This is a genomic window from Butyrivibrio sp. VCD2006, assembly GCF_000423925.1.
Taxonomy (GTDB): Bacteria; Bacillota; Clostridia; order Lachnospirales; family Lachnospiraceae; genus Butyrivibrio.
Map to the genome: position 1 here is coordinate 238452 of NZ_AUIX01000002.1, position 15719 is coordinate 254170.

General features: G+C 41.2%; 16 protein-coding genes and 1 other annotated feature. All 16 genes read left to right on the forward strand.

All coding sequences use genetic code 11. The features are described from left to right. The first annotated feature begins 76 nt into the window (after window positions 1–76). The 16 genes from G586_RS0102550 (at window position 77) to G586_RS0102635 (ending at window position 15703) form a co-directional block, all read left to right on the forward strand. Complete coding sequence (locus G586_RS0102550; protein WP_026526432.1) at window positions 77–478, forward strand: DUF3237 family protein; 402 nt, start codon at window positions 77–79, stop codon at window positions 476–478. 410 nt (window positions 479–888) lie between these two features. Then, window positions 889–1443: an AAA family ATPase gene (locus tag G586_RS0102555; protein ID WP_026526433.1), complete on the forward strand. Its 555-nt coding sequence runs from the start codon at window positions 889–891 to the stop codon at window positions 1441–1443. 113 nt (window positions 1444–1556) lie between these two features. Next, window positions 1557–2387: a class I SAM-dependent methyltransferase gene (locus tag G586_RS0102560; protein WP_026526434.1), complete on the forward strand. Its 831-nt coding sequence runs from the start codon at window positions 1557–1559 to the stop codon at window positions 2385–2387. A 73-nt stretch (window positions 2388–2460) separates the two neighbouring features. After that, entirely contained in the window at window positions 2461–3225 is a 765-nt protein-coding gene (locus G586_RS0102565; RefSeq protein WP_026526435.1) for a deoxynucleoside kinase, read from the forward strand. 150 nt (window positions 3226–3375) lie between these two features. Then, window positions 3376–3900 carry a GNAT family N-acetyltransferase gene (locus G586_RS0102570; RefSeq protein WP_026526436.1) on the forward strand — a complete coding sequence of 175 codons (525 nt, stop codon included), beginning with the start codon at window positions 3376–3378 and terminating at the stop codon, window positions 3898–3900. Between the two features lie 612 nt (window positions 3901–4512). Further along, window positions 4513–4932, forward strand: a complete 420-nt coding sequence (locus tag G586_RS26865) for a hypothetical protein (protein WP_242831955.1) — start codon at window positions 4513–4515, stop codon at window positions 4930–4932. 86 nt (window positions 4933–5018) lie between these two features. Next, entirely contained in the window at window positions 5019–6242 is a 1224-nt protein-coding gene (locus G586_RS24550; protein WP_196811534.1) for a MutS-related protein, read from the forward strand. 17 nt (window positions 6243–6259) lie between these two features. Next, window positions 6260–6931, forward strand: a complete 672-nt coding sequence (locus G586_RS0102590) for a MerR family transcriptional regulator (protein WP_026526440.1) — start codon at window positions 6260–6262, stop codon at window positions 6929–6931. Window positions 6932–7201: 270 nt separating this feature from the next. After that, window positions 7202–8386, forward strand: coding sequence for a haloacid dehalogenase-like hydrolase (locus G586_RS21535; protein WP_196811535.1), 1185 nt, complete (start codon window positions 7202–7204; stop codon window positions 8384–8386). A gap of 48 nt (window positions 8387–8434) precedes the next feature. Beyond that, window positions 8435–8683 (forward strand) — a binding site (T-box leader). 138 nt (window positions 8684–8821) lie between these two features. Then, window positions 8822–10564, forward strand: a complete 1743-nt coding sequence (locus G586_RS0102605; protein ID WP_026526442.1) for a proline--tRNA ligase — start codon at window positions 8822–8824, stop codon at window positions 10562–10564. A gap of 1057 nt (window positions 10565–11621) precedes the next feature. Beyond that, window positions 11622–12425, forward strand: coding sequence for a hypothetical protein (locus G586_RS24555; RefSeq protein WP_051204446.1), 804 nt, complete (start codon window positions 11622–11624; stop codon window positions 12423–12425). Between the two features lie 132 nt (window positions 12426–12557). Further along, complete coding sequence (locus G586_RS0102615) at window positions 12558–13178, forward strand: class I SAM-dependent methyltransferase (protein WP_026526443.1); 621 nt, start codon at window positions 12558–12560, stop codon at window positions 13176–13178. Window positions 13179–13237: 59 nt separating this feature from the next. Continuing rightward, window positions 13238–13891, forward strand: a complete 654-nt coding sequence (locus G586_RS0102620) for an HAD family hydrolase (RefSeq protein ID WP_026526444.1) — start codon at window positions 13238–13240, stop codon at window positions 13889–13891. Between the two features lie 195 nt (window positions 13892–14086). After that, window positions 14087–14623, forward strand: coding sequence for a GNAT family N-acetyltransferase (locus tag G586_RS0102625; protein ID WP_026526445.1), 537 nt, complete (start codon window positions 14087–14089; stop codon window positions 14621–14623). Between the two features lie 11 nt (window positions 14624–14634). Next, window positions 14635–15075, forward strand: coding sequence for a GNAT family N-acetyltransferase (locus tag G586_RS0102630; protein WP_026526446.1), 441 nt, complete (start codon window positions 14635–14637; stop codon window positions 15073–15075). Between the two features lie 7 nt (window positions 15076–15082). Beyond that, on the forward strand, window positions 15083–15703 hold the full coding sequence (locus G586_RS0102635; protein WP_026526447.1) for a TetR/AcrR family transcriptional regulator: 621 nt from the start codon (window positions 15083–15085) through the stop codon (window positions 15701–15703). Window positions 15704–15719: the final 16 nt, after the last annotated feature.

Genomic DNA, 15719 nt, shown 5'->3' on the forward strand with positions numbered 1-15719 from the left:
CGTATCGCGATGATCGTATCTATCGTATTTGGCAGGACTAAGGAAGATATGAAACTGCGTTTATGGAGGAGGGAAAATGAAAAAGGAAGAATTGACGATAAACGTCAGAATTACAGGGGTTAACGAAGTAAAAGGACATGTGGGAACCGCAAGGATGATACTCTTTGACGGGGATGTCGACTGCGATAATTTTAAAGGGAAAATCCTTCCCGGAGGCGTAGACACTCAGAAAGAGATACCTGGAGAGACCTTTAAACTATCTGCAAGATATGTTCTTGAGGGCACCGATTTTGAAGGAAAGGAATGCCATATTTTTATAGAAAATAACGGCGAGCTTGGCGAAGACGGAAGCCTTCACACAGTTCCTAAAGTGTTTACAGACAGTGAAGCTCTTTCGTACCTTGAGAATAAGGATCTTTTCGGAACAATTGAGGATATTGAAGGTGGCGTGAGGATTCACATCTTTTCTGAGGGGTAAGAGTTAATAAGATTTATCTGGTAAGCAGGATTTATGAGATAGTTTGGATTTTAAGGTAAATTTTGCATATTTAGAGTTGACTAATTTACGTATTTTTGATAATTTTAATTTTGTGTTACAAATCTAAAAGAAAGCGAGGTTAATCAAGATGTTTGGTGTAGCAAATAGAAATTCAAATGAATACAGTATGATGACCTCGGTTTGTGCTTTCTGATTTTAGATTTTGATAAGCTGTCTTTAACCGTGGCTGATTGGCTGCGGTTTTTTTATCGGTTTTGATGCAGTCCTCAAGGGATAACTACTCTGTGAGTTAGTGCATTTTCTTTTAAGACAAAATCCCACAACTTAAGGTTCCCATACAAAGCAATAGGCCGATTACGGCATTAATACAATTTTTTGGAGGTGACAAAATGGCAAAAATAATATTCGTTTCAGGAGCTTGCGGCACCGGTAAATCAACATTTACGGATGCCTATGCAAGACACCTGGTAAATCAAGATAGAAAAACCGCATATGTGATTCATGGAGATGATTTCCATGCGGGATTTGTTGAGGTCGAAGATAAGGACGATTTCTTTGTGAACGGAGAGGCTTCCGATCAGGTGCAGTGGGAGGATATTCTTAAGTTCAACTGGGATTGCATAATTGCAACAGCTGACAGGGCACTTAAGGACGGGATGGATGTCCTGATTGACTATGTGATTGAGAACGAATTTTCCAGAGTTAAGGCACTTGCTGAATCGAACAATGCAGAGCTCTACTACATTGTCATTACTGCTGATGAAGACGAGCTTGAAAGAAGAATCCGCATCCGTGGTGATCTGGACATGATCGAGAGAGCTAAGTTTTTAAAAAGAGAACTTGATGCAATGCCGGAAAACGCAGGCCACATTTATGACAACACAGAGAAATCCACGGAGGATATGATTAAAGAAATTGAGCTGAAGAAATATAAAATTGTTTAATAATGCTCATCCGACAATATTGAAAAGATCTTAATGAATCACAGTTAATAGCATAAGAAATGAAAAATTCTAAACAAAAATAATTAGCACACAAGAATTACTTGGAGGAATTGATGAGTTATAACTGGATTAATGCAAAAGATTATAATATGAACTGCTTTTTATTATTTGACCGCTGGGCTTTAAAATGGATATTTACAGATTGTGGAGCAAACGAGTGGTTCTCCTATGGAGACAGAGACTATAAGCTGGACATGGCGAAGGCGCTTCACATGTATCCTCATGTGGAGTGGTATGTGAGAAATAAGGCGCCCGAATGCACAGTCTTTCTTGATGAGATTAGCAAGATCCCTTATGGAAACTGGACTGAGGCTGAGATGAAGGAAGCTGAGGCTGCCATACTTCAGGCCCACGAGACATTTGTGGTTTATGCTTTCCCTGAAGTTATGAATGAGGTTAATTATATTCGCAACTGGGATGAGAAATATTTGTATGAACTGGTTGACCTGACTGACAAGATCGTTCTGGACGTTGGTTCCGGTACGGGGCGCCTTGCCTTTGCCGCAGCGAAGAAAGCAAAGAGAGTCTACGCCAGCGAGCCCTGCGATTGCCTCAGGGAATACATGAGAGATAGGATAAAGGCTGAAGAAATCTCTAATGTTAAGGTACTGGACGGAGAGGTTTTGAGCCTACCTTATGAAAATGACACCTTCGATGTTGTTCTTAGCGGACATGTAATTGGCGATTTTTATGAGGAAGAAATTGCTGAGATTACCCGCATCACGAAGGACGGCGGCTGGCTTGTTATCTGCAATGGTGATGATGAGTTTAAGCGAAGCGGTCCTGATAGCGAACTGACATCAAGAGGCTTCGAATGGTTCTGCCATGAGAGCGTTGAAGGCGGGATTATCTACAACTACAGGAAGCAGGTAAATAAGAAGTAAATGCAATGAGCTATTGTGGCATGGGGAGTAATTGAATTAAATGCAACGAACGATTGGGGAAGGGGGACTTTTAATGAACTATTTTGTGGAAGGACTTCAGGGAAGCGGAAAGAGCACACTTGTAAGAAATCTGTCGGAAAAATATCCGGATTATAAAGCTGTATGTGAAGGCGATTATTCTCCGGTGGAGCTTGCCTGGTGCGCTTATGTGAACAAAGAGACCTACAATGCTATTCTTGAAAAATACAATGACATCAGGGATGAAATCGAGGAAAAAAGCTTTGCGGAAGATGACCACATGATTATCTGCTATACAAAGATTATTACGGACATTCCGGGATTTCATAAGGATCTTGAGAAGTACGAAATCTATAACGGGAATCTCTCGCCGGAAACTTTTAAGGAGATTATCCTAAGGAGACTTCGAAATTGGAACGGAGATAAGAATATTTTTGAGTGTTCCATTTTCCAAAATATTGTTGAAGATATGATCCTGTTCCAAAATTGCAGCGATGAGCAGATTGTAGATTTCTACAGAGAAGTAAGAAAAGCGCTCACAGGAAAAAAGTATCAGATAATGTATCTTCAGGCAGATGATGTCGCATCCAATATTGATGTCATAAGAAAAGAGCGGTCGGATGACAAAGGAAACGAGATGTGGTTTCCGATGATGATGCAATACTTTGACAACTCTCCTTATGCAAAAGAAAAAGGAGTGTCAGGCAGTGCGAGCCTTATTGAGCACTTCAGGCACAGACAGGAACTGGAGCTAAGGATCTGCAAGGAGATATTTGCCGGAAAATATACACTGCTTAAGTCGAAGAATTACAGTTTGTGAATTTCCTGGAAAATTTCAGCTTATAGAAAACTTGGGAAAAGGACAAATATACTACACTACACAATAGTCACAAATCTGCCGGATTGAATGTTTTCATGCTAAAATAACCTGTGAATCAATTCGAAGAAATTTGCGAGATGAGGAGCAGAGATGAAAAGCTTTGAAATTAATACCGGGAGGTTGACGCTAAAGCCTCTTGGCAGGGAATATCTTGAGACAACAAATGCGTATGCCCTCGACAGAGAAAGCGTAAAATACATGGAGTTTTTGCCCTACGATGATTCGAATGAAACGCTGGAATTCTTAAAGAGGGCTGAGGCAGAGTGGGCCAAGGATGTTCCGAATACCTATGAATTTGCCATAATCCATGAGGGCAGACACATAGGTGGGCTTAGCGTTTACTACTTGGGCGACATTGTGGAGCTTGGATGGATTTTGAATAAGGAAAGCAAGGGCCATGGATTTGCCGCCGAAGCCGCGCTTGGAGCAATAGATTATTTTTCAAAAAGCAGAGGAACAACTCACTTTATTGCCAGTTGCGATATAAGAAATGCCGCGTCCTACAAGACAATGGAAAAGATCGGAATGACAAGGAAGTGCCGTTATGAGGGAAGAAAAAACAGAGCCTCTGACGAAATCGCCTCCGGTTACAAGTATGAACTTATTTTGAATTAAGAATATGGGACCTTCAAAAGTCGCACTAAAAGCTGACTTTTGGAGGTCTCATTTTTTTCTGCAAGGCTACACGTCCTTTTAAGATTTAAGCCTTTTGCCGTGTATTGTTTTCTTCCAGAATTGGCCAAGGATACACGACCTTTTATAGAATTAAGCCATATGACGTGTATTGCTTCACCTTCAGAAAGGGCCTGTGATACACGGTCTTTATGGATTTTGACTATATGACGTGCCATACTCCTCTTCAGAATGAGCCGAGGCTACACGACTTTTATGGATTTGAAGCTTATGACGTGCCATACTATAAAAAATACCTGTCTACTTGCCTTTATGTTGATTCATTCCTTTGGACAAGTAGGAATCCCATTACAAATCTGTCTAGTTTACTTGCTTTTGCATTGATTTTTACCTTTGTATAAGTAGGAATCCCCTAAAAAATCAACCTAATCTACTTGTCTTTTCATTGATTTATGCATTTCGATAAGTAAAAATCCGCATAAATACTTGACTCTTCACTTGGTTCATAGTTTAGATTCATCGGTATAGAGAGCAAAATGACAGGAAAAAAAGTCATGAATAAGCCAAAAAGCAAAATACAAATCTTCGCACAAGATGACAAAAAACTATGATAAGGAAGGTACAAAAATGTTTGATCTGATTTGGGGAAAAAGAAATAATGCGGATACATTTGGAAAGGATCCGACTAAGGACGCAGTTCATTATATGAGGAAGGAGCGACTTAAGCAGATTGCAATTTACCACAACAGGATAGGTGAGGGTACATGCATCGACGACATAACCTGGAATGATCTTGATATGGATGATGTTTTCTTCAGGATAAATAATACGAAAAGCTTCATCGGAGAGCAGGTCTTATATCACCGACTCCATTTTATTGATGAATCCCATTTGAAGCCTTCTTCGGAAGATGCAAAAATAGATAATACAAAAAAGGATAATGCAAATCTTTACACACAAAATTCCAATGAAATAAGTAACCTGAAAAAACTCGAAAAATGGCTGATTTCCTAACTCTGAACCAGGTGCAGAGATGTGAAATAGAGAAAAAACTACGTAATATAGGCAAAAAGCAGACGGCATATTATATGATGCAGTTGATGTCATATTTTGAACCGTTTGGCAAATATCAGGTCCTTCTTTTTAAGATTCTGCAGCTGACACTTGTGGCATCACTGATCGGATGGCTAATTACGATGTCAGATATGCTGATGATTCTATTTATTACAACAGCCTGCGTGAACCTCGTCATCTATATGTTTGAGAAAAGTAGAGCTGAGGCCATGGTCGGTTGTCTTGAGGAAATCTGCATCCTTCTCGAGACCTGTGACAGCTTTAAGAATAAGGAAATTATTCCCGGGGACTGGATGAGTAAGGATGCGCTTATAGATATGAAGAACCTTCGGAGCCTTAGATTTTTCGCAGGGAGATTTGTATCAAAAAAGCTCGGCGCAGAACTTGGCTTTGAAGCAATGCTTGGTGATTATCTTCTTGGAGTAACGCTGTGGGACCTGACTTCATATAACAAAATAGTGAGACTAATCAAGGAAGATGAAGCCGCAATAACAAGACTCTTTGAGTTTGTGGGCGAGATTGACATGGCAATTTCCGTCGCGTCCTTCAGACAGAGCCTGGAAGTGTGGTGCCGTCCGACATTTGCAGAGGGCAAAGATAAAGCTTCATTTGAAAACAAATCCATGGAAATTCAGGGCCTTATCCATCCGCTCGTATCGGGAGCTGTTCCCAATTCGATTTTACTGGATCGCAATTCCTTCATCATGGGGGCCAATGCTTCGGGGAAATCGACCTTTATCAAAGCCGTAGCAATTAACATAATCCTGGCACAGACAATACACACCTGTACGGCAGAGAGTTTTGTGCTACCGCGAATGAAGGTCATGACTTCAATGGCAGTGCGAGATGATGTTCAAAGCGGAGAAAGCTACTATGTCAGAGAGGTTAAGTACTTAAAGCGCATGCTGGATGTGGCAGCCGATGACATGCCGGTGTTTTGCGCAGTCGATGAGATTTTAAAGGGGACCAACAAGAATGAACGACTGGCAGCATCGGAGGCTGTTCTGAGATATCTCTCTGATAAAAATTGTATAGTAATGGTCGCAACTCATGACTATGAGCTTATTGAAAGACTTCAGGGAGAATTCGACTGCTATCATTTCAGATGTATCCTTTCTGACGATGGCGTAGAATTTGAATACCTTATTCATGAAGGCATCGGCGGGGAAACTAACGCGGTAGCGCTGCTTGATTATTACGATTTTCCCAAATGTGTGGTAAACTTTGCAAAGAAAAAAATTATTGTTTAATGAGGAGAATTTAGGGTATGACAATAAGTGAAGTGGCGAATCTTTTAAATATAGATCAGAGTACGGTACGTTTTTATGAGAGAAAGGGACTGATAAATCCCGCAAGAAGAGAGGACAGTAAATATCGCGATTACTCAGGAGAAGATGTAATGAAGCTAAAGCACATCATGCTTTATCGCAAGCTGGATTTTTCAATCGAAGATATACAGACACTTCTCTCTGAGGACGCAGATGTTCAGGTAATGCTGATGGAACGCAAACAGAAGCTCGAAGACCTTAAGGAGCAGATTATGGGCTCTCTTGCTCTGTGTGAAAAAATGATAGCCGATAGTGCCGACGCGGACATGGAAGTTGATTATTACCTTTCCTACGTTCACGAGGAGGAGGAAAAGGGTCAGATCTTCCCGGAGATTGTGTCTACGATTGACCTGATTGCGGATAACATGAACATGGAGCGCTATCTGGGACTGCCTTTTGTGTCCTGGATGCTGCAGCATGATACCGTAAGAAGAATCATTGTTGTGGTGGCAATTTTAATTCTTGTGGTTTTCCATGTGGTCAATATTGTAAGGAGCATTATAGAAGTCGCAGCGGGAAGTGGCAGTGTTGCGAAGCTTATAATATGGTGCATTTATGGAGTGGCAATGGTTTCAGTATTTTTAGGACTCACAAGAAAGAATAGGACTTAAGAATAAGCCTGTATAGCTAAAAATTCATACAAGTAATTTATCAAATTATCATCGTGTCAGTACACTGATAATAGACGGAAGTAGTTAGCGGATAAGCTGATTGCTTCCGTTTTTTGTTTATATTTTTTTTATTTAAGGTTTATAAGTGGTTTTCTATTTGACACCCCTTTTTATGGGATAATAATTATTGTTTATGGGTTTCCTATAATGACAGATTTTTACGATTGCAAGGAAAAACTAAAACACATTTTTTATGAAAAGGGGAGAATGATGAACGAAAAAAGACAAACATCAACACTGGAAGTAATTACTATTATTTTGATTATCCTGATCGTGGTGGTTGGAAGTATTTACACCATAGCGATCAATCCGGTAAAACCTCAGCAGTCTGCTGCAACAAAGGCTTTCAAACAAGGAAACGGGGATCCGCTATCTTATTGGACTGATGATTCGGAGACCAAGAAGCAGCTGCTGTCTTATATGGAAGCTATTACGGATGAGAGCAGTCCGGACTTTATTCCTGTTGAGCGAAGGGTCGCAACCTTTGATCTGGACGGAACACTGTTTGGTGAGACGAATCCGATCTATTTTGATCACAGTCTGTTGCTGTATCGTGTACTTCAGGATCCTGATTATATTGACAAGGCTTCGGATACCGAGAAGGAGACCTGCTATGAGATGCTCGAGGGTATCCGCGAAGACACTTATCCTGAAGGAATGGATATAAAGCACGGACAGGGAGTTGCTTCTGCTTTTGCGGGAATGACAGTGGATGAGTTCGTTGATTATTGCGAGGAATTCAGAAAGCAGCCCGCACCGGGATATGACAATCTTCTGAGAGAGGATATGTTCTACAAGCCTATGCTGCAGATCGTCGAGTTCCTGCAGGCCTATGACTTTACAGTATATGTAGTCAGCGGAACTGACAGACTTATCCTCAGGGGAATTGTTGATGGAAAAATTGACATCCCTTACAGTCAGGTAAAAGGATCCTGTGAAACTTTAGTTGCGACGAACCAGAATGGCGAAGACGGACTTTCCTATGTATTTACAGGCGATGATCAGGTCATCCTTGGTGGTGATTTCATCATCAAGAATCTTAAGATGAACAAGGTTTCTCTCATCGTACAGGAGATTGGCGTTCAGCCTGTTCTTGCCTTCGGAAACAGCAGCGGCGATACCAGCATGCTCAACTATGCAGTATTTAACAACGATTACAAGTCAATGTCCTTCGCACTTTGCTGCGACGATCTTGACAGAGAGTACGGAAACCTTAAAAAGGCTGAAAAAATGCTCGATCTTTGCAATCAGTACGGATGGACTCCGATTTCCATGAAAAATGACTGGAGCACCATATACGGCGAAGACGTTAAGAAGAATCCCGATAATGGCCTTGATTTCTACTATGATTACGAGATAGATGAAGCGCTTGATGACGTTGCTGATGCAAGCTGAATTAAGAAAAGAGGGTTGATTTTTTCAGAATATGGATTAAAATATTTTTCAAATGCTAAGAACAGAAATAGTAGGTATCTTGAGACCTTCAGAGAGGAGCCGGTTGGTGAGAGGCTTCGGTTTTCGGATATTGAACCCGTCTGGGAGCAGCAGAAGGGGAAGCTGATTTTTATCAGAAAACTTCTGACGGAGGTCACCGTGATCATAGACATGTGAGTGCTGGCTCACAATGAGGTGCAGGCTTTTATGATAGCCTGAATTTAGGTGGTAACGCGGATATTATTATTCGTCCTAAGTATACAAAATAGTATGCTTAGGACGTTTTTATTTGCGTGAAAAGCAGAGTCATGCAGATTCAATTATCAATATGCTTGCTTAATTTGATAATCCTTAGCATACATAACCTCATTATTATTTCGAAAGGAGCTATGTATTATGAAACTTAGCAAATTAGTAGGAGTGAGATTTAAGGAAAAGCCCGCTTACTGCGTAATCGACAGCCACGCCTTCAGTCTTCGTGGCGGTTATGTAAAGCGTGTATCAAACGGTATTTTTTCACTTTACACTCCCATGAAAAAGGTTACTCAGAACATTGAGAAAATCTTAAGAGAGGAAATGGATGCTGTAGACTGTCAGGAAGTAATGTTTCCTGTAGTTCTTCCCGGTTCACTTTGGGAGGAGTCAGGACGCTATACAAGTGTCGGTGAGGAGCTCCTTAGATTCAAGGATCGTAATGATACACCCATGGTACTTGGTATGACTCATGAGGAAGCAGCTGTTCATCTTGCAAGAGAGTATGGCAGCACCTATGCAAACTATCCGTTTTCAATTTTCCAGATTCAGACAAAGTATCGTGATGAAGCTCGTCCGAGAGCAGGTCTTATCAGAGTGCGCGAGTTCACTATGAAGGATGCTTATTCCTTCCACACTTCTCAGGAAGACCTTGAGCAGTACTACGACAGAATGGCAAGAGCTTATGACAGAATTTTCGAGCGCGCAGGTGTTCCTGATGTTATCTCAGTTAAGTCTGACTCAGGTATGATCGGCGGTAGCGTATCTCACGAGTATATGCTTCTTACAGATGCAGGTGAGGACTCAATCGTTCTTTGCGATGACTGCGGATACAGCGCAAACATGGAAGCTGCCGACACTACAGTTGACAATTCCGGATGCACACCCGCTGCTGAGCTTAAGAAGGTTCACACTCCCGGCTGCAAGACCATCGAAGAGGTTTGTGCATTCCTTCACAGCAAGGTTGAGGAATCCTGCAAGGCAGTTGTTTACCAGATCAATGCTACAGATGAGTTCGTAGTAGTGTTCATTCGCGGTGACTATGAAGTAAACGAGACAAAGCTCACTAACTATCTTCACGAGGAGGTTCACCCCGGCGAGATCACTGAGGACTGCGGTCTTGTTGCAGGTTACTGTGGACCTTATCAGCAGAATGCTAAGTGCAGGATAATTTACGATAAGTCACTTGAGGGAATTGAGAACCTTTGCTGCGGTGGTAACGAGACTGACTACCACTACACAGGCCTCAACATTAAGAGAGATATCGGAGATGTTGAATACGTTGATGTCAGCAAGATCCGTGATGGCGATATCTGCCCCTGCTGCGGTAAGAAGACAATCAGAATCAGCCGTGGTATTGAGGTTGGTAACATTTTCCAGCTTGGTACAAAGTACTCAAAGAGCATGGAAATGACTTATACAGATGAAGATGGAACATCCAAGACTCCTATCATGGGTTGCTACGGTATCGGCGTTGGACGTCTTGCAGCAAGTATCATGGAAGCAAGTCACGATGAAAAGGGACCTATCTGGCCCATCACTGTTGCTCCCTGGAAGGTACACGTTTGCTGCATGAGAAGAGACGATGATGCCTGCAGAGAAGCTGCTGATAAGATCTACGAAGAGCTTACAAACATGGGGGTAGACGTCCTCTATGATGACAGAGATGTCCGCGCAGGTGTAATGTTTGCTGATGCTGACCTCCTTGGTGTTCCCGTTCGTGTGATCGTTGGACCCAAGGCCCTCGCAAATGGTGAGATCGAGCTTTGCACAAGAGACAAGAGCGTACAGCTTTCCGTTAAGAAGGAAGACATCATCGCTGAGACCAAGAAGCTGATGGATTCTCTTTATGAGGAGATTAACTCTAAGGTGAAGAGCAGAATTTAATTTGTGTTCATGTAACACTTATGAAGAAGAGCCCTGGCTTTCACTAATACTGCGAAAGTCAGGGCTCTTTTTATTTAATAAGAAATTCCTATTTTTATGGAATGCACTTCTGTACTGGATATCTTGTGAAAGGGGGATTTTTTGAAGGCTTGTTTGGGGTTATCACAATTTAATCTTTTGTTGACAATTCTTGGATTTGATAATATAGTGTTCGTTAGCCTTTAAGGCATTCTTGATTTATTCAATACGACATATGAAGTTTGATTTCGTCGTGAATTTCCATTATTTGTGAACTATGGCTGCTAGGTTGATTAGGGGAGAAGGAGCCTTGGTTTGCTATTTTACTTATGCTGTTGTGTACGCATAAACCTTGCTGTTATTTGTGCGCTAATCTGTAATGTCATGCAGATAGTGTGCGTAATATTCTGCTGGTTTGTAGTGAAGTGAACTGACTTATAGTCTGCTGGCTTGTTAAAGTCCGTTGGTTTGTGGAGAAGAAAGTTGGTTTGTGAAGAAAGTAGGTCGGTTTGTGAAGAAATCTGTTGGTTTGTGACGTGAAATCAATACCTGATAATTTAATTTGGGAAGGATTTGATTGGGATTTGATCAGGATACTGAATTAAGCGGGTAGAGAGCTAGGATTGCACGACAAAAGCAGGAAATTGTAAAAAGACGTGTATCCATGAGCAGTTCATGAGCTTAGGTTGATGCAAGGGATACACGGCATATGACGGAAAATTATAAAAGGACGTGTATTCATGAGCAGGTCAAGAGCTTAGGTTAATGCAAGGAATACACGGCATATGATGAAAAATTATAAAAGGACGTGTATCCATGAGCAGGTCATGAGCGTAGCGTGATACAAGGGATACACGGCATATGATGAAAAATTATAAAAAGACGTGTATCCATGAGCAAGTCAAGATCATAGCAGGATACAAGGAATACACGGCAAATAAAGGGAAATAGTAAAAGACGTGTAATTCCTATCAAGAACAAAAACGAAAATAGAAGAAAAACAATAAAAGTAATGAATTAAAGGAATGAAGTATAGGATATGGAGAATTATAAAGAAAAAATCGGCAACCAATTAAAGGAAGTAAACCAGTTAATTGTCAAGTCTGATAGGCGTTTAGCCAAACTAAAAGATCTTCCGGATCAGAGGATTATAACATGCAAGAGGGGCAATGGAAGTGATCAATATTACTGGATAGATAAAGCTTCTAAAAAACGAAGATATGCCAAGGTAAGTGAGATAGCCACGTTAAAGAAAATAGCTCAGAGAGACTATGATCAGAAGGTCAATGCTAAATTAAAGCAAATCAAAAAGAATCTCGAGAGCCTCTCAATGCAGGATGATATTTCAGAAATAGAAATGATATTCAAAAACATGGCAGAAGGCAGGAAAAAGCTTGTAGTCCCAATAATTGAAACAGATGAGCAGTTTGTAAAAAGATGGAAAGAAGTAGAGTATGAACCTATGGGATTCAAGGATGGCGCAGCAGAGTTCTGTTCGGATAATGGAATTTGGGTAAGATCAAAATCAGAACTGATGATAGCAAATGCGTTGGAAAAAGCAGGAATACCGTTCAGATATGAGTATCCGATCAAGCTTAAAAGTATAGGAAATGTCAGACCTGATTTCATGTGCCTCAATGTTAGGACAAGAAAAGAGATATTTTGGGAGCATTTTGGAAGAATGGATGATGAGGGTTATGTAAACAGGAATGTTCCGAAGATTGCTGATTATGCACATAGTGGATATTTTCAGGGAGAAAATATGATCATGACATTCGAGACTTCTCAGCATCCGCTCAGTTCCCGTACAATAAAACTTATGATAGAGCACTATCTTTATTAGTGATCGTGACATATTAGTAGCGGAATAATGAGCAAAACATGATATAATTTAGTTTGTTTTATATTGTGAGGCGAGGATTGGCTATTACGTATAAAAAGCCGATTAATTGCACTCGAATTGTTGGGAGGATAAATGTTAGATAATAAAGGTTTTAATTTGTGGGCAGATGAATATGACAAGGAAGTAGGTCTGTCAGAGGAGGATAACAGCTATCCATTCGCCGGATATAAAGACGTACTTGGTGGGATTTTCTCCGAGATAATGCAAAAGAAAAATGCCACAGTGCTCGACATAGGATTCGGTACGGGAACTCTTACTACCAAGCTCTACGAAAATGGATGCACGGTCTATGGACAGGATTTTTCGGAGAGAATGATTGAGCTTGCTTCAAAAAAGATGCCCGGTGCACAGCTCTATCAGGGCGATTTTTCGAAAGGTCTTGCGGAGCCGCTGACTCACAACACCTATGATTTCATCACGGCGACTTACTCGATACATCATCTAAATAATGAGCAGAAAGTGGTATTCCTGAATGAGCTTATGGCTCACTTGAATGATGGTGGCAAGATTCTCATAGGTGACGTTGCCTTTGAGACCAGAACGGAGCTTGAAAAGTGCGCTCAGTCCGAGGGTGATGACTGGGATGATGAAGAGATTTACTGCGTTGCAGAGGAACTTAGAAAAGAGTTTCCGCAGGTAAGCTTTAAGCAGATTACATATTGCTCCGGAATTATTGAGATTCCGAAAAAGTGATGCGCCTAATAGAGATTGCATGAGGAGATCATTAGGGTCTACCTTTGAGGAGGATTAGTATGAAAAATTTTGATGCTGTAGTTTTTGACATGGACGGAGTTATTTTCGACTCCGAGAGAGCAACGATGGATTGCTGGCTGGAGCTGGCTAAAAAGTATAACATTGAGAATCTTGAAGAGCCGTTTCTTGCCTGCACCGGCACAACCAATCAGAGAACAAGAGAGATAATGATGGAGGCCTATGGCGAGGATTTCCCTTATGATACTTTCGCAAAGGAAGCTTCAGTAATGTTCCATGAAAAATATGATGGCGGCAAGCTCCCTATGAAGAGCGGTGTTCATGCACTTCTTGACTATCTGCAGTATCAGGGAAAAAAGATTGCCCTGGCGTCATCAACTAAGAAGCAGACTGTAGTTAACGAGCTTAGAGATGCAGGAATCCTCGACTATTTTGATGAGATTGTAACAGGTGACATGGTTACGCACAGTAAGCCGCATCCTGAGATTTTCCTTCTTGCCTGCGAGAAGATTGGAGTGAAGCCAGAAAATGCCTACGCTATAGAGGACTCTTATAACGGAATAAGATCAGCAAATGCCGGCGGACTTCGTCCAATAATGGTGCCTGACCTTCGTCCCGCAGACGATGAGATGAAAGAACTTGCTGAGGTCGTTCTGAAGAGTTTGGATGAAGTAGTGAAGTACTTTGATGAGTGAAGTTTTGGATGAAGTGAGATGTATCTAAGATGCGGAAATTGGATGAAGTGAGATGTACCTAAGATGTGGCAATTAGGATAAAAACAAGATGTAACTGAGCTGTGAAAATTATAAAAAAGAAGCAGGCTCATTATGCCAAGTGTATAGTGTTTTCTTGTGGGAAATGAGAAATTATATAGATATGGGGGATATTGTATGGATTTTAGTTTAAGAAAAATCACAGATGCTGATGAGAAGAAAGCTATCGTGCGCCATGTACTTGAGGCGCTTCCTGATTGGTTCGGGGTTCCTGAATCAAGAGAGAACTACATTGCTGAGAGCGTTGAAGAGATAATGGTTGCAGCTGAGGTTGATATTACCGAGTCAGGCTCAGACAATACATCTGCTACAAATGATAATGCTCCGTATATAACAACTACCGGCAAAAAGGCAGCAGGCTTTCTATGCCTTAAGGAGACCGGCAAGGCCACAGTTGAAATCGCTGTCATGGGCGTTCTTATGGAATATCATCGCAGCGGAATGGGACGCGCGTTGTTTGAGGAGGTCCGCAGGATTGCGATTGAAAGCGGTTACGAATTCATGCAGGTGAAAACTGTTGAGATGGGTCATTACGATGACTATGATGCAACGAACAGATTTTATCAAAGTCTTGGCTTCAAGGAGCTTGAGGTCTTCCCGCTCCTTTGGGATGAGCTTAATCCTTGCCAGATTTATATTATGTCATTGAAATGATGGGGACTGAAATGGAATTTAGAAAATTGGCAGGGCAGGATCTACAGTCACTTCTTGAATTATACAAACAGCTTCAACCGGATGATGACTTTTCGTCTGTAGAAAACAGTCAAATCATCTGGCAGGAAATTGAGAATAATTCGGATATTCAGTATTTTGGAGCGATTGATAATGGTAAGGTGGTATCTACTTGCTTTGCAGTATACATACCGAACCTTACAAGAAACAATCATGGTATCTGTTTTATTGAAAATGTAGTAACAGATAAGGATTACAGGAATCAGGGATTGGCCTCAAAAGTTATTGATATGGCAATATCTTTCGCGAGAGAAAAAGGCTGCTATAAAGCTATTCTTCAAAGCGGTAAATCGCGAACGGAGGCCCATCGGTTTTACGAAAACAAAGGATTTGACGGGGATTCAAAAAAGGCATTTGATATGCGTCTGATTTGATAAAGCTATGAGAATTGTAAAAACTGCCGAGGAAAGAAAAAACGAAATACTGGATGTCGCTGAGGAGCTTTTTGCTGAAAAGGGGTATGATAACGCGAGCACAAACGATATCATAGCCAGGATCGGCATCGCTCGAGGGACGCTGTACCATCACTTTGGTTCAAAGGAAGAAATCCTGGATGCGATAGTTGACAGGATGACCAGAGAGGGGATAAACAGCGCCAAAGGCATTGTAAAAGACAGTAGTCGTCCCATCCTTGAGAGGCTCACAGGTGTGCTTGGTTGCCTGCAAGCAAAAAGTAGCGGTAAAGAAGCAGTAATGGAGCAGATGCATAAGCCTCAGAATGCTCTTTTACATCAAAAGATGCAGGAACGCCTGATAAATGGTGTTGTCCCACTTATCACCCAACTGATTATTGAAGGAAACGAGAGTGGCATCTTTGACACAAAGTATCCAAACGAAGCTGCTGAGATGATCATGGTATATGGGAATATCGCCTTCGATGATAATGAAAATCTCACACCGAGGCAGAAGAAACAAAAGGGCAAAGCATTCATTTATAATATGGAAAAAATGCTTGGAGCAAAGTCAGGAAGTCTTGAAAAAACACTGCTGCAATTTTTCTAGGTAAAGACAACATCCG

What these genes read in the sequence shown, in the direction of transcription:
- G586_RS0102550 (WP_026526432.1), top strand. Translation starts at nt 77, where the DNA reads ATGAAAAAGGAAGAATTGACGATAAACGTCAGAATTACAGGGGTTAAC.
- G586_RS0102555 (WP_026526433.1), top strand. Translation starts at nt 889, where the DNA reads ATGGCAAAAATAATATTCGTTTCAGGAGCTTGCGGCACCGGTAAATCA.
- G586_RS0102560 (WP_026526434.1), top strand. Translation starts at nt 1,557, where the DNA reads ATGAGTTATAACTGGATTAATGCAAAAGATTATAATATGAACTGCTTT.
- G586_RS0102565 (WP_026526435.1), top strand. Translation starts at nt 2,461, where the DNA reads ATGAACTATTTTGTGGAAGGACTTCAGGGAAGCGGAAAGAGCACACTT.
- G586_RS0102570 (WP_026526436.1), top strand. Translation starts at nt 3,376, where the DNA reads ATGAAAAGCTTTGAAATTAATACCGGGAGGTTGACGCTAAAGCCTCTT.
- G586_RS26865 (WP_242831955.1), top strand. Translation starts at nt 4,513, where the DNA reads ATGACAAAAAACTATGATAAGGAAGGTACAAAAATGTTTGATCTGATT.
- G586_RS24550 (WP_196811534.1), top strand. Translation starts at nt 5,019, where the DNA reads ATGTCATATTTTGAACCGTTTGGCAAATATCAGGTCCTTCTTTTTAAG.
- G586_RS0102590 (WP_026526440.1), top strand. Translation starts at nt 6,260, where the DNA reads ATGACAATAAGTGAAGTGGCGAATCTTTTAAATATAGATCAGAGTACG.
- G586_RS21535 (WP_196811535.1), top strand. Translation starts at nt 7,202, where the DNA reads ATGAACGAAAAAAGACAAACATCAACACTGGAAGTAATTACTATTATT.
- G586_RS0102605 (WP_026526442.1), top strand. Translation starts at nt 8,822, where the DNA reads ATGAAACTTAGCAAATTAGTAGGAGTGAGATTTAAGGAAAAGCCCGCT.
- G586_RS24555 (WP_051204446.1), top strand. Translation starts at nt 11,622, where the DNA reads ATGGAGAATTATAAAGAAAAAATCGGCAACCAATTAAAGGAAGTAAAC.
- G586_RS0102615 (WP_026526443.1), top strand. Translation starts at nt 12,558, where the DNA reads ATGTTAGATAATAAAGGTTTTAATTTGTGGGCAGATGAATATGACAAG.
- G586_RS0102620 (WP_026526444.1), top strand. Translation starts at nt 13,238, where the DNA reads ATGAAAAATTTTGATGCTGTAGTTTTTGACATGGACGGAGTTATTTTC.
- G586_RS0102625 (WP_026526445.1), top strand. Translation starts at nt 14,087, where the DNA reads ATGGATTTTAGTTTAAGAAAAATCACAGATGCTGATGAGAAGAAAGCT.
- G586_RS0102630 (WP_026526446.1), top strand. Translation starts at nt 14,635, where the DNA reads ATGGAATTTAGAAAATTGGCAGGGCAGGATCTACAGTCACTTCTTGAA.
- G586_RS0102635 (WP_026526447.1), top strand. Translation starts at nt 15,083, where the DNA reads ATGAGAATTGTAAAAACTGCCGAGGAAAGAAAAAACGAAATACTGGAT.